Here is a 25,699-nt window from a genome sequence, read left to right on the forward strand (position 1 = left end):
ACCATTCGGCGCGCAACCTCGCCATGATCCGCCGCGCGGTGCTCAACATGCTCCGACGCGAGCCTTCAAAGACCTCGCTCAAGCGCAAGCGCCTCAAAGCCCTCATGAACCCGACCTACCGCCAAGCCGTCCTTGCAGGTTAACGATTCATGATTTCGCCCTGGCGGCGCCGGGCCACCGATGGGATTTCAGTTCGGTTGCGAACCTGGCCTTTTGAGTAGGCCTTCGAGCAGTTGCTTGAACGCCACCACCACCTTCTTCGACGTCGCTTCGGGGTCGTTCGAATTGGCGATCCGTTGCGCCGCCTGGCTGCTCGCCCCATTGATCAGCCGCGAGGCAGTTTCGGGGTCGAGGCTGGAGACTACGACCCCCTCCTCCTGAAGCGCCGTCAGATGGCCGGTCATTGAAGCGATGCACGCATTGGCGTTCGGCCATTGTGCCGGATCCCCCAGAACGGCCGGGCCATCCCGGAACATGATGCGCTGGATTTCCGGCTCCAATGCCATCTCAATATAGGTCGTGCATTCGTCGACAAAATGCTGCCAGCGGGTCGGCGCTCTCGACGCGACCTCATCGATGCGTGCCGCCATCTCGCCGTCGATTTCGGTGATGACCGCCTGCAGCAGGCCCTTCTTGTCGCCGAAATGATGATAGAGCGCGCCGCGAGTCAGCCCGGCCGATGCGGTGAAATCATCCATCGAGGCTTCGGCATAGCCGATCGTGCCGAAAGCATGGCGGGCTGCCGCGATCAGCTTGGCACGCGTCTCGGCAATCATCTCCTTGCGGGATTTGTGCATGGCTCCTGGCCCTATCCACATACGAACCGTATGCCAATTGACATACGCGGCGTATGCTCTATTTAACATTCATACGCATCGTATGTAATTGTCGAATCGTGCTTTGTCGAGGAACCAACCCATGCAAAATCCCTATTCGGAGATCTTTCGTGCCCCCGGAACCAAGGGCTTTGCCGCCGCCGGCTTCATAGCGCGCCTGCCGATTGCCATGGCGCCAATCGGCATCGTGGCAATGCTGTCGCAGACGCGTGGCGAGTACTGGCTGGCGGGCGCCGTCGCCGCGACGTTCGCGCTGGCCAACGCTTTTCTCGCGCCGCAGATATCAAGACTGGTGGATCGCCTTGGCCAGACGCGGATCGTGGTGCCCACCACCATCATTTCGGTGCTGGCTTTCGTCGTGTTGGTTGCGGCGGCCAATCAAAACTGGCCGGTGTGGATGCTGTTCGTGTCGGCACTGCTGGCGGCGGCGATGCCAAGCATCCCGGCAATGGTGCGCGCACGCTGGACCGAGATTTTTCGCGGGCGGCCTCAGATGAACACCGCGTTCGCCTTCGAGTCGGCGGCCGACGAACTGGTCTACATAGCCGGGGCATCGCTGTCGGTGGGCTTGAGTGCCGCCCTGTTCCCGGAAGCGGGCATGGTGGCGAGCACGTTATTTCTCGCATTCGGATCGATAGCCTTCATTCTGCAACGCTCGACCGAGCCGCAAGTGCGACCGGTGGAACAGGGCTCTGGCGGCTCCGCAATCCGCCTGCGACCGGTTCAGATCATCACCTTCGCCCTGATCTTCGTCGGCGCAACCTTCGCGACGACGGAAGTGAGCACCGTCGCGATCACCAAGGAGCTTGGGCAACCGGCGGCCGCGAGCTTGGTCATCGGCGTCTATGCGCTCGGGTCGTTCGTGCTGGGCATCATCGTCGGCGCACTCAACCTGCAAGCACCGCTGCAACGCCAGTTGGCCATCGCAGTCGCCCTCGTCGCGCTCGGCACGCTGCTGCCGCTCACCGCCGACACGGTGCCTCTGCTGGCATTGACCGTGTTCATCAGCGGCGTGGCGATCTCGCCGACCTTCATAACCGCCTTCGGCCTGATTGAACGACACGTGCCGGAAGCAATGCTGACCGAAGGCATCACCTGGGTGATGACCGGGATCGGCATCGGCATGGCGCTTGGTTCCTTCGCCGCCGGTGCGGTGGTGGACGCATTCGGCGCCCAGAACGGGTTCTGGGTCTCGGTTGCTTCAGGCACAATCGCGCTGGCTACGGTGCTGCTTGGCCAGCGCAGGCTTGCCACTCACGAATGCGAGCTGGATGGGTGCGAAGTAGCAATCCCGGCCGAGTGATAGCCAGGGTATGTTGAGATTAAGGTCAGGCCGAGCCGAAAATGATGGGTTTCGAGAACCGGAGCGCAGCGGACTTTCAGGTCCGTGAGCACCGGAAGCGCAGAAAGCCATCGTTTGCAGGCCGGCCTCACCTGAATATCGACATACCCTAGAGAATCTCGGTCTTGGCGATATGGATGCCAAAACCTTCGAGGCCGACATAGTGTCGTTCGCGCGAGGCAATCAGGTTGATCGAGGAAATGCCGAGATCCTTGAGGATTTGCGCACCGAGCCCGATCTCACGCCACTCGTTTTCGCGGCGGCGGGCCTCTTCGTGATCCTCGCGGTCGCCGCTCGCCGGCCGCTTGCGCTCCTGATGGGCGACGCCGACAGAGCCTTCGCGCAGATAGACGATAACGCCGCGCCTGCGCTCGCCCATCGCCTTCATGATGGCGTCGAGCCGATGGCTGGTGCCGAAGACATCCGTCACCACATCCTCGGAATGCAGACGCACCGGCACGTCCTCGCCGTCACGGATGTCACCGAAGACGATGGCAACGTGATGCATGGAGTCCCAGGGCAGCGTGTAGGTGAAGACCTGCGCCTTGCCGCCGAGCGTGTCGATTTCGGAGCAGGCGACGCGCTCGACCAGCGTTTCCTTGCGCTGCCGATATCCTATGAGGTCGGCGACCGAAACCTGCTTCAGGCCATGCTCCTCGGCAAAGGCCGCGACCTGCGGGCCGCGCTTGACGGTGCCGTCGTCATTAACCAGTTCGGAAATGACGCCGATCGGCGGCAGGCCGGCGAGCTTGCACAAATCGACCGCCGCTTCGGTGTGGCCCGAACGCATCAGCACGCCGCCCTCGCGCGCGATCAGCGGAAAGATGTGGCCGGGGCGGACGAAATCGGAGGCGCCGACATTGCCGTTGGCGAGGTTGCGCACGGTCAGCGTGCGGTCGTCGGCCGAAATGCCCGTGGTGGTGCCATGCTTGAAATCGACGCTGACCGTGAAAGCGGTGGTGTGCGCCGAATCATTGTCGGCGACCATCGGCGCAAGGTTCAGCCGCTTGGCTTCCTCGCGCGGCATCGGCGTGCAGACGATGCCGGAGGTATGGCGAACGATGAACGCCATCTTTTCCGGCGTGCAATGGACGGCGGCAACAATCAGGTCGCCCTCGTTCTCGCGCCCGTCATCGTCCATGACGACGACGATCTCGCCGCGTTCGAAAGCGCGCAGGGCTTCGACGATTTTCTTCTGGTCGTAAGGCATAAGTGCTCGCTTCGCTCGCAGGGAATAAGGGAGTAGGGCAGTACGGGAGTAGGGAAAAGCAAAAAGATTTGGCTAGCCGGGCTAAGAGCGCAACATAGTCCCCTATTCCCCTATTCCCTTTCCCGTCTGTCCTCGATGACGCAGATAATGATCGGCAAGGGCGCAGGCAACCATCGCCTCGCCGATCGGCACGGCGCGGATGCCGACGCATGGATCGTGGCGGCCCTTGGTCATGATCTCGACGTCGTGGCCGTCCTTGTCGATCGATCTTCGCGGCGTCAGGATCGAGGAGGTCGGCTTGACGGCGAAACGGGCGACGATCGCCTGGCCGGTCGAGATGCCGCCGAGAATGCCGCCGGCATTGTTGGACAGGAACACCGGCTTGCCATCATTGCCCATGCGCATCTCGTCGGCATTCTGCTCGCCGGTGATGCGGGCGGCCTCGAAGCCGTTGCCGATCTCGACGCCCTTGACGGCGTTGATCGACATCAGACCAGACGCGATGTCTTGGTCGAGCTTGGCGTAGATCGGTGCGCCGAGGCCTGCCGGAACGCCGTCGGCGACGATCTCGATCACCGCACCGACCGAGGACCCAGCCTTGCGGATGCCGTCGAGATATCTAGTGAAGACGGGAACGGAAGCCGGATCGGGGGTGAAAAACGGATTTTCCGCGTCGCCGATGAAATTCCAGTTCCAGTTGGCGCGGTCGATGGATTTTTCGCCCATCGACACCAGCGCGCCACGCACCACCATGCCGGGCACAACCTTGCGCGCCAAGGCACCGGCTGCCACCCGCGCGGCCGTCTCGCGGGCCGAGGAGCGGCCGCCGCCACGATAATCGCGCACGCCGTATTTGACGTCATAGGTGTAATCGGCATGGCCCGGCCGGTATTGGCGGGCGATCTCGCCATAATCCTTCGAGCGCTGGTCGACATTCTCGATCAGCATCGACACCGGCGTGCCGGTGGTGATCATGGTCTCGCCGTCCTCGTCGAGGATGAAGCCGGACAGCACCTTCACCTCATCTGGTTCGCGACGTTGCGTCACGAAACGTGACTGTCCCGGCCGACGCTTGTCGAGTTCAGCCTGAATCTCGGCTTGGGTGAAGCGGATGCCGGGCGGACAACCATCGACGACGCAGCCGAGCGACGGGCCATGGCTTTCACCCCAGGTGGTGACGCGGAAAAGGTGACCGAACGTGTTGTGAGACATAGAATGACCCTGCCCGGCAGCGGAGCCGGCTTGACGCATGACCCGAAAATCGAAGCGATGTTCGGAAAGGATCATGCGCAATCAAAAGTGCTACAGCGTCCTTTGCGCGTCCATGAGGCCGCGCGGCGCTGTAGTCTGCTTCTATTGGCGTTTTTCACAGGGGTCAAACTGTGATCTGGCGGATTTAGTTTTGACACATTCGGTTGGTTTCTGCTCTGCTCCATCCGCCGTTGAACGCCCGCCGCCATGCCGGTGCAATGACAAAGAGGAACGACTATGCGTACCCTGATTGGCGCCATTGCCGCCACACTGCTGCTTTCAACCGCTGCTTTCGCTGGCCAGACCGAAGGTTTGATCAAGAAGGTCGACAAGGACGCGCTGACGCTGACGTTGGATGACGGCAAGTCCTACAAGCTGACTGCCCAGACCGATCTCGACGCGCTGACGCCGGGCATGGACATCGTCATCGCTTATGACGTGAACAATGGCGAGAATGTCGTCACCGATATGCAGTTACCGGACAGCGACACGAACTAGGGAATTGGTGCCCTAAAGCCACTCCAGGCTCTTGCCTTCGAGCTTGAGCAAACGATCGTGCCGTATTTCCAGGTTCGCCGCCTCGTCCTCTGCCACATCGAGCACGAAGCGAAACAAGGCGCGCATGACGCCGCCATGGGTAACGCAGATCGTCTGGCGTTCGATTGCGTCGAAATATGGCCTCACGCGTTCGAGCAGCATCTGGTAACTCTCCGCGCCGTCGCCGGGTGGCCGAAAGTTCCATTTGTCCAGAGCGCGCGTCCTGCCCGCTCCGGGATATCGCGCCTCGAGCTCGGGGAAGGTAAATCCCTGCCAATCACCGAAATTGACTTCGACGAGGCGTGGATCCGTTCGATAGGCGCCTGGATCAAGCTCCATCGCGACGCGGATACGCTGCATCGTTTCGCGCGTCCGTTTCATGGGGCTGGCGACGAAATCGAAATCTTCGGGATTTTGGACCAGTTCGGCTAGCCGACGACCGTTTCGGGTCGCCTGCTCGCGGCCAAGAGCATTGAGATCGGTGTCGGCCTGCCCCTGAAGCCGGAATTCGGCGTTCCACGCGGTTTGGCCGTGGCGCACGATATAAACCAGCGGGTACATCAAGTCTTCCGGTGCGGGATCGGGACGGATGACGGTTGGTGGGTTAGTCCTTGACCGTCGAGATATCAGGCGCATCGACCGCCTTCATGCCGACGACGTGGTAGCCCGAATCGACGTGATGCACTTCACCGGTGACGCCGCGCGACAGATCGGACAGGAAATAGACGCCGGAATCGCCGACTTCCTCCTGCGTCACCGTTTGCTTCAGCGGCGAATTGTACTCGTTCCACTTCAGAATGTAGCGGAAATCGCCGATGCCGGAAGCGGCAAGCGTCTTGATCGGGCCAGCCGAGATGGCGTTGACGCGGATCTTCTTTGCGCCGAGATCGACGGCCAGGTAGCGCACGCTGGCCTCGAGCGCCGCCTTGGCGACACCCATGACGTTGTAATGCGGCATCACTTTTTCGGCGCCGTAGTAGGTCAGGGTCAGCAGCGAGCCGCCATTGGTCATCAGCGCCTCGGCGCGCTTGGCAATGGTGGTGAAGGAATAGACCGAAATGTCCATGGTGCGCAGGAAATTGTCGCGCGTCGTTTCGACATAACGGCCGGTCAGTTCGTCCTTGTCGGAGAAGGCAATGGCGTGGACGAGGAAATCAAGCTTGCCCCAGTGCCTGGCGACATTGGCGAAAACCTCGTCCAGGCTCGCCGGATCGGTCACGTCGCAATGGCCGGCGACAAACGCGCCCAGTTCCGCCGCCAGCGGCTCGACACGCTTTTTGAATGCCTCGCCCTGATAGGTCAGCGCGATCTCGGCGCCATGATCGACGCAGGCCTTGGCGATGCCATAGGCGATCGACCTGTTGTTGGCGACGCCAAGAATAAGGCCGCGCTTGCCGGCCATTAGGCCCTGTCCACCCGCCATGTGAGCGCTCTCCGCAAGATTTCTGCTTTGTGGAGTGCCCTATCGCACAGGCACAGAGCCCCTTCAAGCGCTCAAACTGGACAGTGCGGGGGACAAGAGCCGCCGATCAGCCTTTTTGACTGCGCAACAGCGCTTCGAGGGCGCTATCGCCGCCCTCCGGCAGCATGATCCGGACATGGGCGTAGAGATCGCCGTGGCCGCCGGCCTTTTCCGGCAGGCCCCTACCCTTCAGCCGCAGGACCTTGTCGGAGCTCGACCAGGCGGGGATGTTGACCGCGAGCCGGCCGGTCGGCGTATCGACCGGAACCTTGGCGCCGAGCACGGCATCCGCCAGCGTCACCGGCAGATCGGCGTGCAGGTCGCGGCCCTCGATTCGGTAGCGCGAATGCCGGCGAAGATGGATCTTGACCAGCGCGTCGCCCGGCAGGCCTGGCCCTTGCTCGCCCTGCCCCTTCAGCCGGATGGTCTGGCCGTCCTCGACATAGGCCGGCAATTTGACGGCCACCTTGCGGCCGTCGGGGAACATCGCCGTCACTTTTTCGGCGGTCGCCGCCTCCTCGATGGTAACGTCGAGCGTCACGTTCAGGTCGGCAGCGGTCGCGGGCTGGCGGCGATCTCCCATCCCGGCGCCACGCACGCCAGAAAAAGCATCGCCGAAAATCTGGCTGAAGATGTCGCTGTTGCCGTCGAACGGATCGCCGCCCGGGCGGCCGGAGCGGAATTCGAATCGCGAACCGCCAGGCCCTTGCTGCCGGCGAAATCCACCGAAGGGATCGCCACCACCGGCAGCGCCCTCGAAGCCCTGGAATCGCGGCTTGCCGTCGGCGTCGATCTCGCCGCGATCGAAAGCGACACGATTCTTCTCGTCGCCGACGATCTCGTAGGCCTGGTTGGCCGCGGCAAATCGGTCCTTCGCCTTGGGATCATTCGGATTCTGATCCGGATGATACTTCTTGGCGAGTTTCCGATACGCCGATTTTATGTCCTTGGCCGATGCGTTCTTGGCAACGCCCAGCACCTCATAGGGGTCGCGCATGCTTACTGCCCTGGCGAAGAGTTGAGTCTCTGGTTGCTCCCTATATGCGCTCGCATAGGAAGAAATTCCAGTGCTCGAGCAGCATATCAAAAGCGGAAGATCATAGCTTGTTCCAAAAGTCGGCGGTTGAGGATTGGCGAGGGATTTTTGTCGATCCGGAAGGAACCGATCGCAGCCGATATCGGGATATCGGCAAGATTGGCAACGCGCCGGGCGACGAAAAAGATTCGCCGAGCCCGATCCAATCGACTTTCAGAACACGCTCAGAGCGCCCTGAAGTCCTGCATGCGCCAGCCGCCGGCGCTGGCCAGGCACAGTTCGCCTTCGAACATGGCAACGCCGTCAAAGCTTTCGCGTGAGACCTTGAAACGGCGGCATGTCTGGCCCTTGTCCTTCAATTCCGCCAGTCCGGTAATGGAACCGCGTGACCCGGTGCCGGGATTGGCCCACGGCACTGCCTGTCCGCCGAGTTGTTCGATGTCGGCCGAGGACACCGCGTTGCCGATCGTCGTCTGGTCGGAATCGCGATCCAAATTGGCCGGCACGGCCGAGACAGATGTGCTGCTGGTCAGGATGGAGCGGTCGACTTCGGCCTTTTCCAGGCTGACGCCACCGGCGCCACAGGCGGCAAGCGGCAACGCGACTGCCACGATCGCGACTTTCGCGCTGGCCGAAGCGATAACGCCCCATTGCCTGCTGTCAAAAGCTCGCGCAATACGCGACAATCGGCAACCTCCCCCTGGCTTCGTGATAATTTGGGCTTCGTGACAAATTGAGAAAAACTATGAGTGACACAGAGTTAACAAGCGGTGACTTTACCGAGGCTGCGGAGCCCTTTCGCCTCTTTGCCGCATGGCTTGAGGACGCCACGAAGAGCGAAATGAACGATCCCAACGGCGTGGCGCTGGCGACCGTCGATGGCGACGGCATGCCGAATGTGCGCATGGTTCTGCTCAAGGGGTTCGATGAAAGCGGGTTTGTCTTCTATACGAATTTCGAGAGCGCCAAGGGCCAGGAAATTCTTGGCAGCATGAAGGCGGCGATGTGCTTCCATTGGAAATCGCTGCGCCGGCAAGTGCGCATTCGCGGACCGGTGGAGATCGTCAGCGACGCCGAGGCCGACGCCTATTATGCAACGCGGCCGCGCGGCAGCCGCATCGGCGCCTGGGCCTCGAAACAGTCGCGGCCGCTGGAAAGCCGTTTCGCCCTGGAGAAGGCGGTGGCCGAATACACGGCGCGCCATGCAATCGGCGAGATCCCCAGGCCAAAGCACTGGTCGGGCTTTCGCATTGTCCCTCAGACGATCGAATTCTGGCACGACAGGCCATTCCGGCTACACGACCGTGTCGTCTTTTCCCGCAATGCGAAAGGCGGCTGGGACAAGACCAGGCTTTATCCGTGAAAGAGAGGCTCAGGCCTTCTTCCTGGTCATAAATGCCGTCAGCGCGGCGCGCGCCTCATCCGATTTCAGCCGCTCGCGAAAATACTCGTTCTCCTCGCCGATACGGGTGACGAGGTCATCGCGCGAGCCACGCATCAGCTCGCGGGCGATCTTCAGCGCCTGCGGTGGCTTGGCCGCGATCTGGCCGGCCGCCGCCAGCACCGCGGCTTCGAGTGCTGCTTCCTCGACCACCTCGTAGATCAAGCCGGCGACCTTCGCCCGTTCGGCCGAAAGGCCCTCGCCGAGGCCGAGCAGCGCAAACGCTCCTTGCTGTCCCAGGATTCGCGGCGCCAAAAGGCTGGATCCCGCCTCGGGCACGAGACCGAGGTCGACGAAAGGCGTCCTGAACACTGTGCGCGGTGTGGCGAAGGTCAGATCGCAATGCAGGTTGAGCGTCGTGCCGATGCCTACCGCGATGCCGTCGACGCCGGAGACGATGGGCTTCTCGACCCTGGCCAGCGCCATCAGGAAGTCCCAGACCTCGGTGCCGCCATCCCCGCCGGTGGCGACGACCATGAAATCGGCTAGATCGTTGCCGGAGGAGAAGGCGCCGGGCACGCCCAGGAAGACATGGACGCGGACCGCAGGATCGGCGTCGCCTTCGGCCAGGGTTTTCGACATTTTCGCATACATGGCGCGCGTCAGCGCGTTCTTCTTGTCAGGCCGGTTCATGCGGATGATCTGGATGGCGCCCTGGCGCTCGACGAGGATGTGGTCTGTCACGGTCTATTCCTTGTGAACGTCAGGCAGAAACCAGCGTCTTGCCGGCGGCGGCAAGGCTCTCGGCGCCTTCGACAACGCGATCCTTCAAGGCACCGACCTCGCCGATCAGGTTTTCGGCGAAGAAGCGGCAAAGTGCGATGCGGCTCTGATCGGCAAGAGCGCCCTGCGCCAGATAGGCGCCGCCGGCGGCAAGCGAGATCAGCCTGAGATAGGGCGTAGCACCTGCCAGCGCCTCGTCCGGTCGGCCATCGGCCGCCAGTTTCTGCAGGAAGCGGGTCGCTTGCGTCAGATCGGCAAGTGCTGCGTCGAGAGCATCGGCGGTGCGGCCAAAACCCTGCAGGTTCGAGGTTCGCACCGCTCCTGCCACCGCAGCCAGTTCGGCTATGAAGCCATGCACGTGGTCGTCGCCGCCGAGCGGCAGCTTGCGCATCACCAGGTCGATCGCCTGGATGCCGTTGGTGCCCTCATAGATCGGCGCGATGCGGGCATCGCGGTAGAGGGCCGCCGCGCCCGTCTCCTCGATGAAGCCCATGCCGCCGTGCACCTGGACGCCGAGCGAGGCAACTTCGACACCGACATCGGTCGAGAAAGCCTTGGCCAGCGGCGTCAGCAGGTTGGCCCGGTCGCGCCAATGCGCCGCCTCGTCGCCGTCCGAGACGCGTGCCAGGTCGATGGCATAGGCACAGGAATAGCTGATCGCGCGTGCGATCTGCGTCAGCGCCTTCATGGTCAGGAGATTGCGCTGCACGTCGGGGTGATGGACGATCGGCGCCATGCCGGCGCCAGCGTAGCTTGCCGCCTTGCCTTGTCGGCGCTCATTGGCATAGGCAATCGCCTTCTGCGTTGCGGCCTCGGCGACCGCGACGCCCTGCATGCCGACGCACAGCCGCGCATTGTTCATCATCGTGAACATGCAGGCGAGGCCCTTGTTCTCCTCGCCGATCAGCCAGCCGATGGCGCCCGGCTTGGCGCCCTGGAAGCCATCACCATAGATCATGGTGCAGGTCGGCGAAGCATGGATGCCGAGCTTGTGCTCCAGGCCGGAACAGAAGACGTCGTTGCGGGCACCGAGCGAGCCATCGTCGCCGACCAGGAATTTCGGCACCAGGAACAGCGAGATGCCGCGCGTGCCGGCCGGTGCGTCGGGCAACCGCGCCAACACCAGGTGGATGATGTTGTCGGTGAAATCGTGCTCGCCATAGGTGATGAAGATTTTCTGGCCGAAGATGCGGTAGCTGCCGTCACCGGCCGGCTCGGCACGGGCGCGCAAGGCGGCGAGGTCCGAACCCGCCTGCGGCTCGGTCAGGTTCATCGTGCCCATCCATTCGCCGGACACAAGCTTTTCGAGATATTTTGCCTTGAGGTCTTCGGAGGCGTGTTTGTCGAGAGCTTCGACCGCACCCATGGTCAGTGTCGGGCCGATGCCGAAAGCCATGGCGGCGGAGTTCCACATTTCGAGCGCGGCGACGCCGAGCATGGTCGGCAGAGCCTGGCCGCCATAGGCTTCAGGCCCGGACAGTGCATTCCAGCCGCCATCGATCCAGCGGCGATAGAGTTCCTTCCAGCCGGGCGGCGTGGTGACGGCCGCCCCCTTCAGCAGCGCACCTTGTTGGTCGCCGATCTTGTAGAGCGGTGCCACCTCCTCGGTGGCGAAACGGCCAGCCTCGGCAAGGACGGCATCGACCAGATCCTCGCCGAGATCGCCGAAGGTGCCGGCCTCAAGGGCGGATTTCATGCCCGCCACGTGCTTCAGGGTGAACGCGATGTCCTCGACCGGTGCCCGATACATGCCGCTCGATCCTCCTGATGCATCAGCCACGCCGACCCTAAAGCCAGCGCCGCTGCGAAACCATCCGCCTTTGGGCGGGCTCCCTTCTTCTTTTTACGTAAGCGTCAAATTTTGTCACGCGGATTTTGCAATCGCTGCGGCACGTATTAAATCAATCGAAGCCGGATCAAATCGACCGGCGACAGACCAGGACCAGCCGACCGGAACCGCCCCATGCTTGCCAGACCCGACGCCTATCGCTGCATCGAATGCGGCCTACCCTACCGCGCGGCAGGGTTCCGGTATTATCAAGGCAGGCTGGAAAACGGCGCCGCTTATTGGTCGGATCGCGGCATATTGTGCTCGCCGCAATGTTCGCTGGCCCACCACCGCAAACGCGCGGCCGAAGGCACGCTGCGCCGGGAGCCGGCGCCCGACCCGTTTGAGGTTCAGCCGCTTGTCCGGCGATGACGACCGGATCAAGGTGATCACGATGCCAAACAAACAGACCGGTACCGGCCTCGAAGCAGACCAGGAGGCAGCTCAGCCCTTCAATGAAGAGGCCGACATCATCCACCTTTCGATCAAGGATCAGATGGCGTTGGTGGAAGCGATTGTGAACCCGCCGGAACCGAATGAAGCGCTACGCAAAGCCGCAAATGCCCACAAACGGCTGGTCGTTGAATCTCGGTAACTTTCGCCTTCATCGTCGATCCGCCAAAGGCCGCATAACCGCGGCTCCTGGCTGAAGCACTTCCTTAACCATAGCGGTTCAGCATCTGTCTTTGATCAACGGGGATCCCTGTTTGAAAAGGACGGCGCACCTCCTTCGCCGCACAGCGCTCCTCGCTTTCGCGGCGACGATGGCGCTGTCGATGGCGGCAAGGGCTTCGGATTTTTCCGAGCCCTGGAAGAACGCCGATCGCGCCCTAGTCGTCGACGCCTACGAGTATAATTCCATCGACTGGGCCCAGCTCGCCACCGACAAGCGGGTGGTCGGGTTCATCAACAAGGCGTCCGACGGTATGCCGCCGCCCTATTACTGTTTGGGTGATGACACCGAGGTGAAGCTCTGCAAGGCATTGTGGAAACGCCACGCAGTGACGCGCGAACTCTTCCAGACCCGCCGGGTTGTCGCCAAGGCACTCGGCCTGAAATGGGGCGCCTACCATCTCGCCCGCCCCGGCAATCCGGTCGAGCAGGCCAACAGCTTCCTCGATTTCGCCGAGCCCGCACCGGACGATCTCATGGCCCTCGACATCGAGGGCAACGATCCTTCACAATGGATGTCACTGGACGATGCCGAGGAGTTCGTCCGCCAGGTGCATCGGCGCGTCGGCCGCTTCCCGGTCATCTACACCAACGGCAAGACAGCCCAGTACATTGCCGACAACAGCTACAGATACCGGCTCCTGTCGCGGTTGCCACTCTGGTATGCCCGCTACATCAACGACATCGACGTGCATTTTCCGATGGGCAACTGGCAGGGCTACGCACTGTGGCAGTTTTCGGCGCGAGCCAATTGCGGCAGGTTCCGCTGCCCTTACAGGGTCGCCGGTACACCCAAGGACATCGACGTCAATGTCGCGCCGACGGATGCCGCCACGCTGCGCGCGCAATGGCCGTTCGGTGGGCTCATCGACGTGCCGCCCGACTATCTCGCCTCGATACCACTTCCCGTCTCACGCGAAGCCGGCCTTGCCGGCAATGTCACCATCACCTACGCCTCGGTGGCGGCGCCGCCGACCTTCGAGGACATGGTTGTGGCGTTGGGCACGCGCTGGACGAAATTTCGCGGCGGCTTCCGCATGCCTGTCGTGAAGACGGTGCCGCGACGGCCTGACTTCGGCATTGTCCAATATGTCGCCTGGAAGCGGACGGAACAGCGTTTTCCGGCGCAACTCGACGCCGCCTTTGCCGCCGCCGATCCACTCAGCACCGCTTCGACCGAGATCGATCGCGGCCAGCGGTAGACTGCCGTCTCTCCAAAGAGACCTTCAGTTTGACTGCTCGCGCGCAACGGCCTGCCAGCCAATGTCGCGGCGGCAGAAGCCATCCGGCCAGTCGATGCGGTCGAGCGCGGCGTAGGCTCGTCTCTGCGCCTCGCCGACGGTGCTTCCCGTCGCCGTGACATTGAGGACGCGGCCGCCATTGGCGACCAGCGCGCCGCCATTGATGGCGGTACCGGCGTGGAAGATCTCGACACCGTCGCCCGCCGCGTCTTCGACGCCGCGGATGACCGACCCCTTTTCCGGCGTGCCCGGATAGCCCCGGGCCGCCATCACCACGGTAAGTGCGGCCTCGTCGCGCCAACGCACCGAAGTATGGGCAAGCTGCCCGTCGGTTGCCGCGTTGAGCAGAACCAGCAGATCGTCCTTCAGCCGCATCATCAGCACCTGGCATTCCGGATCGCCGAACCGGGTGTTGTATTCGATCAGCTTCGGCCCCTTATCTGATATCATCAGCCCGGCGAACAGTACGCCGGCGAAGGGCGCACCCAGTTCGGCCATGCCGCGCATGGTCGGCTCGACGATCTCGCGCATGGTGCGTTCGACCATCTGCGGCGTCATCACCGGAGCTGGCGAGTAGGCGCCCATGCCACCGGTGTTGGGACCGGTGTCGCCATCGCCAACGCGCTTGTGATCCTGCGCGGTGCCGAAGGGCAGCGCGGTGTTACCGTCGCAGAGGCAGAAGAAGCTTGCCTCTTCGCCGGTCATGAACTCCTCGACCACCACCTCCGCGCCGGCTGCACCAAAGGAACCGTCGAAACAGGTATCGAGTGCGGCCCGCGCCTCATCCAGCGTCATGGCGACCGTGACGCCCTTGCCGGCGGCGAGCCCATCGGCCTTGATGACGATCGGCGCGCCCATCTTCTCGACATAGGCCTTGGCGGTCGCGAGATCGCCGAAGCGGCCATAGGCAGCGGTCGGGATGTTGTATTGGGCACAGAGATCCTTGGTAAAACCCTTCGAACCTTCCAGCTGCGCGGCCGCCTTGGATGGGCCGAAGACACGAATGGCTTGCGCGCGCAAATAATCGGCAATGCCGGCGACCAGCGGCCCTTCCGGGCCGACGACGACGAGGTCGATTTTTTTCTCCTTGCAGAAGACGGTTACAGCGGCATGGTCGGCTATATCCAGCTTCACCAATTCGGCCTCGCCGCCGATACCCGGATTGCCGGGAGCGGCGTAGAGCCTGGTCAGTAGCGGTGACGCGGCGATCTTCCAGGCGAGCGCATGTTCGCGGCCACCGGAGCCGAGAAGAAGAACGTTCATGGCCACCTCTTGATGCCGATCTCTTTGAGCACCCGCTATTGCTCTCTGGACGACGGGTCAAGGCATCAGGGTGCTTTGATCGGAATTTGCGCACGGGAACGGTACCACATGCCGAACTTCGGCGGCGGTATCCGCCGAACAAGTTCCGGCGCTGCTCAGCCCTGATAGACGATCGGGAACCAGTCCTCGCGCAATTTCTGCCCCGGCCGCATGCCATGGCCATGATAGGGCGGCGAGGTGCGACCCGGCCGTTCGACGTAGCGCGCATCGTCACCGACCCAGCGCAGCGACAGCGCCCGACGTCGCGCCGCCGTCAGATTGCCGCGCGCCCCATGCGCGGTCCTGAAGTCGAACAGGATGGCGTCGCCCGGCTCCATTTCCCATTCGAGCACCTTCAACGACGGATCCTTGTCGGGATCGGGCACCGGCAGGTAGTCACCCTCGCCGGCATAAAAATTGCTGTCGTCGAGCCAGCGCACCGGCAGGATCATCTTGTCCCATTTGTGCGAACCCGCGATCAGCCGCAGCGTCGCCTCCTTCACCGGATCGATGGGAATCCAGAAGCTTACCGTCTGCTGGCCATCGACAAAGTAGTAAGGAATATCCTGATGCCAGGGCGTCGGCTTCTGCGTGCCGGGTTCCTTGACCAGCACATGGTCGTGGAAGAACTGCGCGGTGCGCGACTGCATGACCGCCGCCGCCAATTCGGCGGCGGGTGATTCCCGCACCACGCTGACGAATTCGGGAATGCGCTCCCAGTTGCAATAGTCGTCGAAGAAACTGCCGCGACCGTTAGCGATATCAGACGCGGCGGCGCTGCGGTTCTGCATGTTGCGCTCGATGCCGGCGGCAATCGTGTCAACCCAGCCCTTGAAGGCGCCGCGGATGCAGACCGCTCCGTCACGCTGATAGTCGGCGATTACCTTTGCATCGATTGTCTGGGTATCGATTGCGGAAGCCATGGTGTTCTCCTCTTGGAATGAACCGACTATCGCAACCAGCCTTCATTCAGTAAAATAATAACTTTCCATCCGGCACATAGACTGTACCTATGAATGTGACCCTCACCCATTTGCGCTACCTTGTCGCCGTGGCGCGTCACGGCAGCGTCACGGGCGCGGCAAAGATGCTGAACGTCTCGCAGCCGTCGATTTCGGTGGCCATCGACGCGGTCGAGAAGAATTTCGGCCAGAAGCTGTTCGTCCGCCAGCGCGGAAGCGGCGTGTCACCGACATCGTTCGGTCGCGCCGTCGTGGCCAAGGCAAGACAGGTTCTCACCGAGACGGACGAACTCATCGGCCTGGGTTCAGGCAAATCGGCTGTCAGCGGAGAACTGGTGTTGGGATGCTTCGAGGACCTGGCGCCGTTCTTCGCGCCGGCCCTGCTCCGCGCCTTCTCCGGACGTCATCCGGACGTCAAGGTGGTCGTTCGCGACGAGACGTTCGAGACGCTGGGACGACGGCTCGGCGATGCGGCCATCGATCTCGGCCTCACCTATGACCTCAGCCTGCCGACACATTTCGCTCGCATCCTGCTGGGCGAACTTCGTCCGCATGCGCTGTTGCCGGCAGGCCATGCCCTGGCGGATCGCCCATCGGTCAGCCTTGCGGATCTGGCCGCCTATCCGCTGATCACCACGGACCAGCCGCACAGCTGGCAGCACATGCTCGACCTGTTCCGCAGCCGCGGCCTGTCGCCGGTGGCCGACATGACGACGAGCTCGTTCGAACTGCAGCGCAGCATGGTGGCCAACGGCTTCGGCGTTGCGGTCAGCTATACCCGTCCGTACGGCGACCGCAGCTATGACGGGCTGCCGCTTGTCCGCAAGCCGCTGTCCGATCCGCTGCCGATGCAGCGGATCCTGCTCACCTATGACTCGCATCAGCGCGTGTCGAATGCGGCGCTGTCCTTCATCGACGTGGCGAAGGGGTGGTTCGCCAGCCGCGACATCTTTGCCTCGTGAAAGGCTGACGGACCCCGCTCCCGCGCTTGCCGCTTGACGGTTTCCGCCGCTGCTGCCACTCCATGGACATGGAACCTATCCAGTCGAAGGCGGCCCAGGGCCGTGTCGCCGATGCGCCGAACGGCCATTGGGTCTATCGCGTGCTGCCACGCTCGTTATGGCCCTATGCGCAACTTGCCCGGTGGGACAGGCCGATCGGCTGGCAGTTGCTGCTGTGGCCGTGCTGGTGGTCTGCGGCCCTTGCGGCGAGCGCCTATCCGCGCCCCGGCGACCCGCTGCTGTCGCTGCTGCCGGCGCCTTGGTATCTCGTGCTGTTCCTGGCCGGCGCCATCGCCATGCGCGGCGCCGGCTGCACCTACAACGATCTCGTCGATCAGGACATCGACAACCAGGTCGAACGCACGCGCTCGCGGCCGCTGCCGTCGGGCAAGGCGACGCGCCGGCGGGCGTGGCTGTTTGTTGCGCTGCAGGCGCTGGTCGGCCTCGCGGTGCTCATACAGTTCAACAGCTTCGCCATCCTGCTCGGCATCTGCTCACTGGCAATCATCGCCATCTATCCATTCATGAAGCGGATAACCAATTGGCCGCAACTTGTACTCGGCCTTGCCTTTTCCTGGGGCGCGCTTATGGGGTGGGCGGTCGAGTTCGGCGATCTCGATGGGCCTGCAATCATGCTCTATATCGGCTCGATCCTGTGGGTGATCGGCTACGACACGATCTACGCGCATCAAGACAAGGAAGATGACGCCATTGTCGGCGTGCGCTCGACGGCACGCTTGTTCGGCGACAACACCAAATCGTGGCTGGCAGGACTCTATGGCGGCGCGCTGATCTGCTTTGCCATCGCCTTCGCGTCGGCGCAGGCTCCGGTGGTGGCGCTGGCTGGACTGATCGCCGCCGGTGCACATATGGCCCGGCAGATCGCGGTTCTGGATATCGACAATCCGGACCAATGCCTGCGGCTGTTCAGGTCGAACAACCAGGTCGGCTGGCTGATCTTCCTCGGCCTGATCGGCGGCGCTGTGTGGGTGGCGCTGAAGCCGCTGGTGTAGCGGCTTCTTACCTTTTCCGTTCCCTTGTGGAAGGAGGAAGGGTCCCTTCCTACTCCCGCGAAATGATTTCCTGGCCGTCGATGACCAGCCTGAGACCGAGGGCGCCTGCCCTGCGGCGAGCGAGGAAGCGCGGGCGGCGCGTATTGGAAACGCGGCCCTTGCGGCGATCCTGCGGCGGCAGCGTCTTGATGGCGGCGCCAAGCGATTCTTCCAGTGTACGGGCAACGCCGTCCGATTCGATCAGCAGCATCGGCAGACGGTAGGCGTCGGCCCAGGCGCGCCAGTCGGCGGCGACATCGTCGAGATCGTCGGCCACCAGCAGCGGCACCGATAGCATCGGATCGTTGTGCAGGAGTTCCAGGGTCACCGTGACATTGCCGTCCGGGTCCTCCATGGCGCGGGCGGCAACGCCGCGGAACGCATTGGCGGGCAGAACGATGATCGCGGGCAGGCCGCTCATCTCGAGCAGGCGGCGGATCACGGCGCCACGCTGGTCGATGGTGAAGGTCACGTCGCCGTAGTCGTCGCGGGTCGCGTAGCTCACCACTTGCGGCAGGCGAAATGGGTCGAGACGCATGTTGCGTCCCGCCCAGACTGGCTTCAGTCCGGTGTTCATGGATTGCCTTCCTGTCTGTCTCCTGAGAGCCGGTGTCCGGTTCTCTCCGGGCCGGTTTTTCCAGCCTCGTTTGTATGGAGACAGTAGCGCGGGCTCCTTACCGCCCCGCTTAAGAAAGTCGGTTAAATTTTGCTGATCTCAGGGATGGTTATCGGAATGCCACCAGCCACAAGAAGTTGAAAGGATCAGATAACCTTACCGGGATTCATGATGCCGGCCGGGTCGAAGGCGGCCTTCACCCTGCGCATCAGATCGATCGCTATCGGTGGCGCGGTGGCGATCAGTTCGTCGCGCTTCAACTGGCCGATGCCGTGCTCGGCAGAGATCGAACCGTGCAGGCTGCGCACCACGTCGTGCACCGCCTTGTTCATAGGATGATAGAGGGCGAGAAACGCCTCGTCGTCGCCGTCGACGGGCCGCGAGATGTTATAGTGGAGATTGCCATCGCCCATATGGCCGAAGCAGACCACGCGGGCCCCGGCGCTCACCGACGCCACCGCGCCGGCGGCTTCTTCGATGAAGCGCGGGATCGATGCAATAGGCACCGAAATGTCGTGCTTGATCGAGGCACCCTCTGGTTTCTGCGCCTCCGGCAACACCTCGCGGAAAATCCAGAAGGCATCGCCCTGCCCGAGACTTGCCGCGATAACAGCGTCGCCGACGAATTCCTGCTCGAGGCCCGCCGAGAGCACGTCCTCGATCAACGCTCTCGAATCTTCCGATGAACGGCCGGACGAAATCTGCATCAGCACATACCACGGCCAATCGTCGACCAAGGGTCGCACCACGCCCTGGGCATGCGCCAGCGTGAAGTCGTATGGCCGCTTGCCGATCAGTTCGAAGGCGGTCAGTGCTGCCCCGGCGCGGTCCATCGCCAGGCTAAACAGGGAGAGCGCGGCTTCGGGCGACGACAGGCCGACGAATGCGACTTCCCGACCCTTCGGCTTCGGGAACAGCTTGAGCACGGCGGCGGTGATGACGCCGAGCGTGCCTTCGGCGCCAACGAACAGGTTCTTCAAATCGTAGCCGGTGTTGTCCTTCTTCAGCTTACGCAGATCGTCGAATACCTCACCGGTCGGCAGCACCACTTCGACGCCGAGGCAGAGTTCGCGCGCATTGCCATAGGCAAGCACGCCGGTGCCGCCAGCGTTGGACGACAGGTTGCCGCCGATCTGGCAGGAGCCTTGCGCGGCCAGCGACAGCGGAAACAGCCGGTCGGCGGCATCGGCCGCCTCCTGCAGCGTCTGCAGGATGACGCCGGCCTCGACCGTCACCGTGTTGGACAGGACATCGATCTCGCGGATGCGGTTCAGCCGCGAAAGCGACAGGATGATCTCGCGGCCGGACCTGTCCGGCACCTGGGCGCCGACCAGCCCGGTGTTGCCGCTTTGCGGCACGACCGGCGTTGCTGTCTCGGTCGCCAGCCGCATGATCAGGCTGACCTCGTCGACGCTGCCCGGCCGCAGCACCAGCGATGTCACGCCGTGCCAGAGCCCGCGCCGCTCAATGAGGTAAGGCGCGATATCCTGCTCGTCACGCAGCGCATATTTGTCGCCGACGATCGCCGCGAAGCGATCAATGAGAGCGGGATCCAGTTTGGCTGAATTTTCGGTCATGCGGAAAACTACGTCGTGGGCAGCATGTTGTCACGAGGGGCGGCGGCACGCGAAAGCCGATCGTTGATCGCCTCGCCCAGCCCGTCGAACGGAACCGGCTCGACGGCGATGGTCAGCGCGCCGCTGCAGTCAAGCTCTTGCATAAAAGCGAACAGGTTGCTCGCCGCCTCGCGCAGGTCTCCGGCTTCGGATAAATTGAGGAACGCGGCGGCGTTTCGCCAGCCTGCCGCCCGTTGGCCGCCGAAGCCGAGCAGGGCTTCGCCCGCACCGACCGTCCCGGCGTTGAGCCGCATCGCAGCGCCCGGCGCATAGTGCGAGCCAAGCATCCCTGGCGCCTCGATGTCGGTGGCACCGCCGCGCAACAGCTCCATGCCGACGGCCGCCTCGATCTCCTCGGCGGCGATGCCACCGGGCCTCAGCAGCCGCAATGCTGCGCCCTCGACCTTGATAATGGTCGATTCCAGCCCGACCGGGGTCGCGCCGCCATCGACGACCAGCTTGATCCGCGCGCCGAGATCCGCCGCCACCGCCTGCGCGGTCGTTGCGCTGATCTTGCCGGATGAATTAGCGCTGGGCGCGGCAAGCGGGTGGCCGAGCCTGGCGATCAGGTCAGCGCCAAAACCCCTCGGCATGCGCAAGGCAATCGTATCGAGCCCGGCAGTGACCAGCGGATGGATGCCGTTGCCGGGCCGTTGCGGCAGCACCAGCGTCAGCGGACCGGGCCAGAATGTCAGCGCCAGTTTCTTCGACAGCGGATCGAACAGCGCGTGGCGTTCTGCCATCGCCATATCGCCGACATGGGCGATAAGCGGGTTGAAGCGCGGCCGTCCCTTGGCTTCGAAGATGCGCGCCACACCGATGCCGTTGGTGGCATCGCCGGCCAGCCCGTAGACGGTTTCCGTCGGGATGGCGACGACATCGCCACCCCTGAGCAGCGCCAGCGCCTGCTCCATCGCCTCGCCGACGGCAAGAATTTCAGCCACTCTCGTCACCTCGCAGATGCGGGTTGCGTAGTACGATGGCGGCCGTTGGGCAAGTCGACTGTTATGGCAAGGCATTGTCGGACAAGCCTGGGCTTTGGCGATTTATCAATTCCTAAAATGCTATGCTTCCACGAAAGCCGGTATCAATTCGGGCCTGCTATTGTGCAGTCTCTGGGCAAAGGGGAGAGGTCATCGTGTCTGTGCGTATCCTGCTGGGTATAGTTCTTGCGGTGGCAACCGGCGGGGCTCAGGCCTCGTCTCTCGTTTTCCCGGGCGCGTCGTCCGCGACACCGTCGATCATCAAGCTGGGCGCACCTAAGGCCAGCGATGCGAAGTCGGTGGTGGCGGTCGGTGATGCCCAGCCCGGCGTCACCGATGAAAAGGTGGCAGCGATCCCGGACAAGCCGGAGGCCAGGCATGGCTTCCAGCCAAGCCCGATGGTCATTCGCGGCGGCATTGCCGGTCCTGCCTTCTCGGCTCCGACGCCAACCGCCGAACCCGCCGCAGCTGCTGCGCCAGCCACAGGCACCGAGCCAGCGGCAGGCACTGTGCCGGCAACGGCCACCGCCTCCGCAGCCCCGTCGGGCAATGCCGAGAACCAATCCGCCCCGCCGAACGCCCCGGCGCCGGCGCCCGGTCAGCGGATGCCTCCCAATGGCTATTCCAAATAGCTTCGGCTCACGATCGCCTGGCATTGATGCGTGGCTTGACTGCCGTCTGGCGCCCGGCGCACCATTGCCAGGCCGTTTCAGTTTTATGTCAGCCGCTGGACGCTATCGCGTCGAGCGGCCCCGGGAGACGGGATTTCATCGTTAGGGGCAAGGGGGTTAGATCATGAGAAAATTCAAAGCCGTTACCGCGGCAGGGCTTCTGCTGGCTTCATTGCTTGGCGGCACGGCTCATGCCGATGAGATGCTGGGATCCTATGTCGCTCGCATTTCCGATCGGGACCATCAGGCGAGTGACGGCTATGCGCTGGACAATGCCGCGCAAATGGTACGGCAGGACCGCGCCAACTGGCACAAGTTCCACCGCCGCGACAGCGACGACGAGGGTGATGGCTGGTTCAGGACCAACGACCAGCGCGCCGATCTGCAACGCATGCTGGAGCGTGGCGGCGCGATGAGTTCATCGACCAAGCGCGCAATCGTCAATGGCGAACCGCTGATCCAGGTCGACGTCTACGAAAACAGCGTGCGCGTCAGCGTCCTGGAAAACTGAAGGATGCGGAACGACTGACAGACGGGGGGGCGCGTCAGCGCCCCCCCCCCCTCCAAACCAACAAAACGCCGCCGCAAAACAGGCCGCTTCTTCGTTGTCGTCGTCCTCTTCGGACTCTTCGTCGCCTTCGGCCTTCACGCCGTCGTCGCCTTCTTCCTCATCTTCAACGTCTTCGTCGTCATCCGAGAGGTCAGCGGCTTCGACCGCGGCGGCCGCGGCATGATCGAGGATGGTTTCGGAAGTGGATTCGAGCGCCTCGGCGGGAGTTTCTTCTGTCACATCGATGTCGTGATCGGAATTCATGGAAGCCTCCGTGGGGTTTGGGAACATGCCCCTTTTGCCACGGAGAGATCATCGTCATATGACTGTAAGCCGGCTCGAACGGCCGGCTGGAAGATATTTTTTCAGTCCTTAACCGGCAATCTTCGAGAAATCCGCCACCTGACCGGTGGCCGCGCGGATGCGGGCGAGCAGGGCCAGGCGGTTGGCACGCACGGCCTGGTCTTCATCATTCACGAGAACGTGCTCAAAGAATGAATCAACCGGTTCACGCAACACGCTAAGCGCCAGCAGCGCGGCGGAAAAGTCATCGTTTTGAACAGCTTCTCCGGCTTGCTTCTCGGCCTGATTCACCGCCGCAAACAGCGATTTCTCGGCAACCTCGCGCAACAATGCCGGCTCAACGGTTTCGGCAATCACCGTTTTCTTCTTCTCTTCGGCGGCCAGAATGTTGGCCGCGCGCTTGGTTCCGGCGAGCAGGTTCCTGCCGTCCTCCGAGTCGAGGAAGGAGCCCAGCGCTTCGACTCTGCGGACGATCTGCAGCAGGTCGGCATTGGACGATTGGCCGATCTCCCCCCTTGAGGGGGAGATGCCCGGCAGGGCAAAGGGGGGCGCTTGGCGCTGAGAGGACGGCGGGACAGCGCCCCTCTCTGTCGGCTTCGCCGACATCTCCCCCTCAAGGGGGGAGATCGGGCGCGAACTTGTCGCCAGCACCGCATCGATCAGGTCGTGGCGTGCACCCTGGTCGCGGAGGTGGACTTTGAGGCGGTCGTGGAAGAAGGCGAGGAGATCGGCGATGAATGGCGAAAGTGATGCTTCCAATTCCATCATTCGCTGGCCGTCGAAGAACTCTCGTTCCTGATCGGCGGCGCCGATGGTTTCCGAATTTGCTTTGGCCAATCCACCCTTCAACAAGTTGGAGATCAAGCCAGCTTCCGACAACAACTGGCTTGCTCCCTTGTAGTCGCGTATGCGGGAATCGAGCATCGCCACCAGACCACGGCACTCAACCCCCTCTCCCGATCGTTCATATGCGGTGAGGGCCGAGGCCACCGTCGCTGCGATGGCGACATCCAGCGAAATCCTGATCCTGTTTTCCAGTATGATCCTCACCACACCCAGCGCCGCTCTACGCAACGCATAGGGGTCCTTCGACCCTGTGGGCTTCTCGTCGATGGCCCAGAAGCCAGCCAGCGTGTCGAGCTTGTCGGCGAGCGCCACGGTGATCGAAACCGGATCGCTCGGTACGCGGTCGGAAGGGCCCTGCGGCTTGTAATGTTCCTCGATGGCCGCGGCCACGGATGGGTGTTCGCCCTGCAGCAAAGCGTATTTGCGACCCATGGCGCCCTGCAGTTCCGGAAACTCGCCGACGACTTCAGTGGTGAGATCGGCCTTAGCCAAGACAGCGGCGCGGGCGGCAAGCGCACTAGTCTCCCCCCTCGAGGGGGAGATGTCGCCGAAGGCGACAGAGGGGGTCGGCACGACGGGACGCGGCGCTACATCGCGGACAGAGGATGTCGGCACTTCACGCGAGACGACCCCCTCTGGCCTGCCGGCCATCTCCCCCTCAAGGGGGGAGATCGACTGCGCCACGATCGGCGCCAGTTCTTCGGCCAGATGCGCAATCCGCTCCACCCGCTCGCCCTGTGTGCCGAGCTTGGCGTGGAAAGTCACCCCAAGATGGTCGAGGCGCGCCATGCGCTGGTCGAGCGGCTTGCTCAGATCGAGCCCGAATTTCTTTGCTGATGCCTCTAGTTCACCGAGATCCGGCAAATCGCCCTGGTCGGTCGTCCAGAAATAGAGCGCGTCGGACAGGCGCGCGCGCACCACCTTGCCGTTGCCGTGGGCGATCTCCTTGCCGCCATCCTTGGCCTCGATGTTGGCGGTGAGGATGAAGCGATTGGAAAGCTGGCTGATCTCCCCCCCTGAGGGGGAGATGGCCGGCAGGCCAGAGGGGGTCGGTTCGATCGGGCTCGGCACAGATGGCGCCAGCGCTTCACGCGAGGCGACCCCCTCTGTCGGCTTCGCCGACATCTCCCCCTCAGGGGGGGAGATCGGGCGCGATGTCACAAAGCACTTCTGGTTGGCGCGGATGGTCAGCCGGATCACTTCAGCGGGTATGGCGAGGAAAGCCTGCTCGAACTCGCCCATCAGCACGACCGGCCATTCGACCAGGCCGGACACCTCTTCCAGCAGCCCGTCGTCCTCGACCAGGTCGAGCCCGTTGGCGAAGGCAAGATTGCGGGCGTCGGCAAGGATGATCTCCTTGCGGCGGTCGGCATCGAGCACGACCTTGGCCGCTTCCAGCTTGGAAACATAGTCGTCGAAGCGGCGCACCGTGATGGCATCAGGCGCATGGAAACGGTGGCCATAGGTGATGTTGCCGGAGCGGATGCCGTCGATCTCGAAATCGACCACCACCGGCTCCTCGGTCTCCGGGCCGAAGGTGCACAGGATCGATTGCAGCGGCCGCACCCAACGCAGCGAGCCGGGCTTGGCCGAGGCTGGGCCCCAACGCATCGATTTCGGCCATGGAAAACTGCGGATGATATCAGGCACCAGCTCGGCGATAATGTCTTCCGCCGCCCTGCCCGGCTTCGAAATATGGGCGATGTAAAAGTCGCCCTTCTTTGGGTCGGAATGGACATGCGCCTCGGCGACGGAAGCCAGCCCTGCCTTGCGCAGAAAACCTCGCACCGCCTGTTCGGGCGCTGAGGTCGAAGGCCCCTTGATCTCCTCGCTTATATCTTTCGAGCGTGCAGTCAGGCCCCTGATATCGAGCGTCAGGCGCCGCGGCGTCCAGTACTCGCGTGCCGCCTCATAGGTCAGCCCCGCCTTGACCAGACCGTCGGTCAGCATCTTCTTCAGGTCACCCGCCGCCTTGCGCTGCATGCGGGCGGGGATTTCCTCGGAGCGAAGTTCTAGAAGCAGGTCAGGCATCAGGGTCAGCTCATGCGGGAGAGAGGTCCGGGCGGGGCATAGCAACTCGGCTGGCCGCTGTCACCCTTTCCACAAATTTTGGCGTCCCTGTCGGGACGAGACGATCCCGCTCGTCCTTGGATCAAAGATTTCCATGAACCTAACGCAGCGCTGAAGCGACCCACGCTCAGGCAGGGAACATTTGGCT

General features: G+C 63.1%; 27 protein-coding genes. 11 read left to right on the top strand and 16 right to left on the bottom strand.

The window, feature by feature from the left end; all coding sequences use genetic code 11:
• Positions 1-188: 188 nt before the first annotated feature.
• The gene (locus tag NKJ89_RS04665; protein ID WP_352600344.1) at positions 189-797 is read right to left on the bottom strand and encodes a TetR/AcrR family transcriptional regulator; all 609 of its coding nucleotides are present in this window, start codon (positions 795-797) and stop codon (positions 189-191) included.
• A 121-nt stretch (positions 798-918) separates the two neighbouring features.
• Between NKJ89_RS04665 and NKJ89_RS04670 the strand changes: the two genes are divergently transcribed.
• Positions 919-2,139: an MFS transporter gene (locus NKJ89_RS04670; RefSeq protein ID WP_352600346.1), complete on the top strand. Its 1,221-nt coding sequence runs from the start codon at positions 919-921 to the stop codon at positions 2,137-2,139.
• Between the two features lie 148 nt (positions 2,140-2,287).
• On the opposite strand, the gene ribB is transcribed toward NKJ89_RS04670, so the two are convergent.
• Both ribB and aroC read right to left on the bottom strand, forming a co-directional pair.
• A complete protein-coding gene (ribB, locus tag NKJ89_RS04675) occupies positions 2,288-3,388 on the bottom strand; it encodes a 3,4-dihydroxy-2-butanone-4-phosphate synthase (protein WP_352487348.1) in 1,101 nt (366 codons plus the stop codon).
• Positions 3,389-3,490: 102 nt separating this feature from the next.
• A complete protein-coding gene (gene aroC / locus NKJ89_RS04680; RefSeq protein WP_352600348.1) occupies positions 3,491-4,600 on the bottom strand; it encodes a chorismate synthase in 1,110 nt (369 codons plus the stop codon).
• A gap of 3 nt (positions 4,601-4,603) precedes the next feature.
• On the opposite strand from aroC, the gene NKJ89_RS04685 reads away from it, so the two are divergent.
• Together NKJ89_RS04685 and NKJ89_RS04690 are read left to right on the top strand one after the other, a co-directional pair.
• On the top strand, positions 4,604-4,774 hold the full coding sequence (locus NKJ89_RS04685) for a hypothetical protein (protein WP_352600350.1): 171 nt from the start codon (positions 4,604-4,606) through the stop codon (positions 4,772-4,774).
• Between the two features lie 102 nt (positions 4,775-4,876).
• Complete coding sequence (locus tag NKJ89_RS04690; RefSeq protein WP_352600352.1) at positions 4,877-5,137, top strand: DUF1344 domain-containing protein; 261 nt, start codon at positions 4,877-4,879, stop codon at positions 5,135-5,137.
• A gap of 12 nt (positions 5,138-5,149) precedes the next feature.
• Here the strand turns inward: NKJ89_RS04690 and NKJ89_RS04695 are convergent, their stop codons facing one another.
• The 4 genes from NKJ89_RS04695 to NKJ89_RS04710 form a co-directional block, all read right to left on the bottom strand.
• Entirely contained in the window at positions 5,150-5,737 is a 588-nt protein-coding gene (locus tag NKJ89_RS04695) for a histidine phosphatase family protein (RefSeq protein ID WP_023759106.1), read from the bottom strand.
• A gap of 43 nt (positions 5,738-5,780) precedes the next feature.
• Positions 5,781-6,599 (bottom strand): enoyl-ACP reductase FabI, encoded by an 819-nt coding sequence (gene fabI, locus NKJ89_RS04700; RefSeq protein ID WP_352600354.1) that lies wholly within the window; start codon positions 6,597-6,599, stop codon positions 5,781-5,783.
• A gap of 106 nt (positions 6,600-6,705) precedes the next feature.
• Positions 6,706-7,635 (bottom strand): DnaJ C-terminal domain-containing protein, encoded by a 930-nt coding sequence (locus tag NKJ89_RS04705; protein WP_352600356.1) that lies wholly within the window; start codon positions 7,633-7,635, stop codon positions 6,706-6,708.
• A 263-nt stretch (positions 7,636-7,898) separates the two neighbouring features.
• Positions 7,899-8,360, bottom strand: a complete 462-nt coding sequence (locus NKJ89_RS04710) for an RT0821/Lpp0805 family surface protein (RefSeq protein WP_352600358.1) — start codon at positions 8,358-8,360, stop codon at positions 7,899-7,901.
• Between the two features lie 59 nt (positions 8,361-8,419).
• Here NKJ89_RS04710 and pdxH point away from each other — a divergent pair, with 59 nt between their 5' ends.
• Positions 8,420-9,037: a pyridoxamine 5'-phosphate oxidase gene (pdxH, locus tag NKJ89_RS04715; RefSeq protein ID WP_352600360.1), complete on the top strand. Its 618-nt coding sequence runs from the start codon at positions 8,420-8,422 to the stop codon at positions 9,035-9,037.
• A 9-nt stretch (positions 9,038-9,046) separates the two neighbouring features.
• Here the strand turns inward: pdxH and NKJ89_RS04720 are convergent, their stop codons facing one another.
• Together NKJ89_RS04720 and NKJ89_RS04725 are read right to left on the bottom strand one after the other, a co-directional pair.
• Positions 9,047-9,799, bottom strand: a complete 753-nt coding sequence (locus tag NKJ89_RS04720; protein ID WP_352600362.1) for a crotonase/enoyl-CoA hydratase family protein — start codon at positions 9,797-9,799, stop codon at positions 9,047-9,049.
• A gap of 19 nt (positions 9,800-9,818) precedes the next feature.
• On the bottom strand, positions 9,819-11,588 hold the full coding sequence (locus NKJ89_RS04725; RefSeq protein WP_352600364.1) for an acyl-CoA dehydrogenase family protein: 1,770 nt from the start codon (positions 11,586-11,588) through the stop codon (positions 9,819-9,821).
• A 213-nt stretch (positions 11,589-11,801) separates the two neighbouring features.
• Between NKJ89_RS04725 and NKJ89_RS04730 the strand changes: the two genes are divergently transcribed.
• From NKJ89_RS04730 to NKJ89_RS04740, 3 genes are all read left to right on the top strand, one after another.
• On the top strand, positions 11,802-12,038 hold the full coding sequence (locus NKJ89_RS04730) for a hypothetical protein (protein WP_352600366.1): 237 nt from the start codon (positions 11,802-11,804) through the stop codon (positions 12,036-12,038).
• A complete protein-coding gene (locus NKJ89_RS04735; protein WP_352600368.1) occupies positions 12,025-12,261 on the top strand; it encodes a type II toxin-antitoxin system TacA family antitoxin in 237 nt (78 codons plus the stop codon). Before NKJ89_RS04730 ends, NKJ89_RS04735 begins: the two co-directional genes overlap by 14 nt.
• 112 nt (positions 12,262-12,373) lie before the next feature.
• Positions 12,374-13,540: a glycoside hydrolase family 25 protein gene (locus tag NKJ89_RS04740; RefSeq protein WP_352600370.1), complete on the top strand. Its 1,167-nt coding sequence runs from the start codon at positions 12,374-12,376 to the stop codon at positions 13,538-13,540.
• A gap of 24 nt (positions 13,541-13,564) precedes the next feature.
• On the opposite strand, the gene purD is transcribed toward NKJ89_RS04740, so the two are convergent.
• Positions 13,565-14,842 (bottom strand): phosphoribosylamine--glycine ligase, encoded by a 1,278-nt coding sequence (purD, locus tag NKJ89_RS04745; protein WP_352600372.1) that lies wholly within the window; start codon positions 14,840-14,842, stop codon positions 13,565-13,567.
• A 155-nt stretch (positions 14,843-14,997) separates the two neighbouring features.
• The gene (locus NKJ89_RS04750; RefSeq protein ID WP_352600374.1) at positions 14,998-15,804 is read right to left on the bottom strand and encodes a phytanoyl-CoA dioxygenase family protein; all 807 of its coding nucleotides are present in this window, start codon (positions 15,802-15,804) and stop codon (positions 14,998-15,000) included.
• Positions 15,805-15,893: 89 nt separating this feature from the next.
• On the opposite strand from NKJ89_RS04750, the gene NKJ89_RS04755 reads away from it, so the two are divergent.
• Both NKJ89_RS04755 and ubiA read left to right on the top strand, forming a co-directional pair.
• Positions 15,894-16,805 (top strand): LysR family transcriptional regulator, encoded by a 912-nt coding sequence (locus tag NKJ89_RS04755; protein WP_352600376.1) that lies wholly within the window; start codon positions 15,894-15,896, stop codon positions 16,803-16,805.
• 68 nt (positions 16,806-16,873) lie between these two features.
• Positions 16,874-17,857, top strand: coding sequence for a 4-hydroxybenzoate octaprenyltransferase (gene ubiA / locus NKJ89_RS04760; RefSeq protein ID WP_352600751.1), 984 nt, complete (start codon positions 16,874-16,876; stop codon positions 17,855-17,857).
• A 49-nt stretch (positions 17,858-17,906) separates the two neighbouring features.
• Here the strand turns inward: ubiA and NKJ89_RS04765 are convergent, their stop codons facing one another.
• The 3 genes from NKJ89_RS04765 to NKJ89_RS04775 form a co-directional block, all read right to left on the bottom strand.
• The gene (locus NKJ89_RS04765) at positions 17,907-18,473 is read right to left on the bottom strand and encodes a DUF6101 family protein (RefSeq protein ID WP_352600378.1); all 567 of its coding nucleotides are present in this window, start codon (positions 18,471-18,473) and stop codon (positions 17,907-17,909) included.
• Between the two features lie 185 nt (positions 18,474-18,658).
• Positions 18,659-20,089 carry an FAD-binding oxidoreductase gene (locus NKJ89_RS04770; protein ID WP_352600380.1) on the bottom strand — a complete coding sequence of 477 codons (1,431 nt, stop codon included), beginning with the start codon at positions 20,087-20,089 and terminating at the stop codon, positions 18,659-18,661.
• A gap of 8 nt (positions 20,090-20,097) precedes the next feature.
• Positions 20,098-21,072, bottom strand: a complete 975-nt coding sequence (locus NKJ89_RS04775) for an L-threonylcarbamoyladenylate synthase (RefSeq protein ID WP_352600382.1) — start codon at positions 21,070-21,072, stop codon at positions 20,098-20,100.
• Positions 21,073-21,266: 194 nt separating this feature from the next.
• On the opposite strand from NKJ89_RS04775, the gene NKJ89_RS04780 reads away from it, so the two are divergent.
• Entirely contained in the window at positions 21,267-21,743 is a 477-nt protein-coding gene (locus NKJ89_RS04780) for a hypothetical protein (RefSeq protein WP_352600384.1), read from the top strand.
• Between the two features lie 163 nt (positions 21,744-21,906).
• Positions 21,907-22,293, top strand: coding sequence for a hypothetical protein (locus NKJ89_RS04785; RefSeq protein WP_352487352.1), 387 nt, complete (start codon positions 21,907-21,909; stop codon positions 22,291-22,293).
• On the opposite strand, the gene NKJ89_RS04790 is transcribed toward NKJ89_RS04785, so the two are convergent.
• Both NKJ89_RS04790 and NKJ89_RS04795 read right to left on the bottom strand, forming a co-directional pair.
• The gene (locus tag NKJ89_RS04790; RefSeq protein ID WP_352600386.1) at positions 22,201-22,596 is read right to left on the bottom strand and encodes a hypothetical protein; all 396 of its coding nucleotides are present in this window, start codon (positions 22,594-22,596) and stop codon (positions 22,201-22,203) included. The two genes, NKJ89_RS04785 and NKJ89_RS04790, sit on opposite strands and share 93 nt — an antisense overlap.
• A gap of 108 nt (positions 22,597-22,704) precedes the next feature.
• Entirely contained in the window at positions 22,705-25,512 is a 2,808-nt protein-coding gene (locus tag NKJ89_RS04795; RefSeq protein ID WP_352600388.1) for a glycine--tRNA ligase subunit beta, read from the bottom strand.
• Positions 25,513-25,699 lie beyond the last annotated feature (187 nt).

The sequence above is a fragment of the Mesorhizobium sp. M0047 genome, assembly GCF_040323315.1.
GTDB lineage: Bacteria > Pseudomonadota > Alphaproteobacteria > Rhizobiales > Rhizobiaceae > Mesorhizobium.

Coding starts and splice junctions, on each gene's coding strand:
- NKJ89_RS04665 (WP_352600344.1), bottom strand. CDS start 797: ATGCACAAATCCCGCAAGGAGATGATTGCCGAGACGCGTGCCAAGCTG.
- NKJ89_RS04670 (WP_352600346.1), top strand. CDS start 919: ATGCAAAATCCCTATTCGGAGATCTTTCGTGCCCCCGGAACCAAGGGC.
- ribB (WP_352487348.1), bottom strand. CDS start 3,388: ATGCCTTACGACCAGAAGAAAATCGTCGAAGCCCTGCGCGCTTTCGAA.
- aroC (WP_352600348.1), bottom strand. CDS start 4,600: ATGTCTCACAACACGTTCGGTCACCTTTTCCGCGTCACCACCTGGGGT.
- NKJ89_RS04685 (WP_352600350.1), top strand. CDS start 4,604: ATGACCCTGCCCGGCAGCGGAGCCGGCTTGACGCATGACCCGAAAATC.
- NKJ89_RS04690 (WP_352600352.1), top strand. CDS start 4,877: ATGCGTACCCTGATTGGCGCCATTGCCGCCACACTGCTGCTTTCAACC.
- NKJ89_RS04695 (WP_023759106.1), bottom strand. CDS start 5,737: ATGTACCCGCTGGTTTATATCGTGCGCCACGGCCAAACCGCGTGGAAC.
- fabI (WP_352600354.1), bottom strand. CDS start 6,599: ATGGCGGGTGGACAGGGCCTAATGGCCGGCAAGCGCGGCCTTATTCTT.
- NKJ89_RS04705 (WP_352600356.1), bottom strand. CDS start 7,635: ATGCGCGACCCCTATGAGGTGCTGGGCGTTGCCAAGAACGCATCGGCC.
- pdxH (WP_352600360.1), top strand. CDS start 8,420: ATGAGTGACACAGAGTTAACAAGCGGTGACTTTACCGAGGCTGCGGAG.
- NKJ89_RS04725 (WP_352600364.1), bottom strand. CDS start 11,588: ATGTATCGGGCACCGGTCGAGGACATCGCGTTCACCCTGAAGCACGTG.
- NKJ89_RS04730 (WP_352600366.1), top strand. CDS start 11,802: ATGCTTGCCAGACCCGACGCCTATCGCTGCATCGAATGCGGCCTACCC.
- purD (WP_352600372.1), bottom strand. CDS start 14,842: ATGAACGTTCTTCTTCTCGGCTCCGGTGGCCGCGAACATGCGCTCGCC.
- NKJ89_RS04750 (WP_352600374.1), bottom strand. CDS start 15,804: ATGGCTTCCGCAATCGATACCCAGACAATCGATGCAAAGGTAATCGCC.
- NKJ89_RS04755 (WP_352600376.1), top strand. CDS start 15,894: ATGAATGTGACCCTCACCCATTTGCGCTACCTTGTCGCCGTGGCGCGT.
- ubiA (WP_352600751.1), top strand. CDS start 16,874: ATGGAACCTATCCAGTCGAAGGCGGCCCAGGGCCGTGTCGCCGATGCG.
- NKJ89_RS04765 (WP_352600378.1), bottom strand. CDS start 18,473: ATGAACACCGGACTGAAGCCAGTCTGGGCGGGACGCAACATGCGTCTC.
- NKJ89_RS04770 (WP_352600380.1), bottom strand. CDS start 20,089: ATGACCGAAAATTCAGCCAAACTGGATCCCGCTCTCATTGATCGCTTC.
- NKJ89_RS04785 (WP_352487352.1), top strand. CDS start 21,907: ATGAGAAAATTCAAAGCCGTTACCGCGGCAGGGCTTCTGCTGGCTTCA.
- NKJ89_RS04790 (WP_352600386.1), bottom strand. CDS start 22,596: ATGAATTCCGATCACGACATCGATGTGACAGAAGAAACTCCCGCCGAG.
- NKJ89_RS04795 (WP_352600388.1), bottom strand. CDS start 25,512: ATGCCTGACCTGCTTCTAGAACTTCGCTCCGAGGAAATCCCCGCCCGC.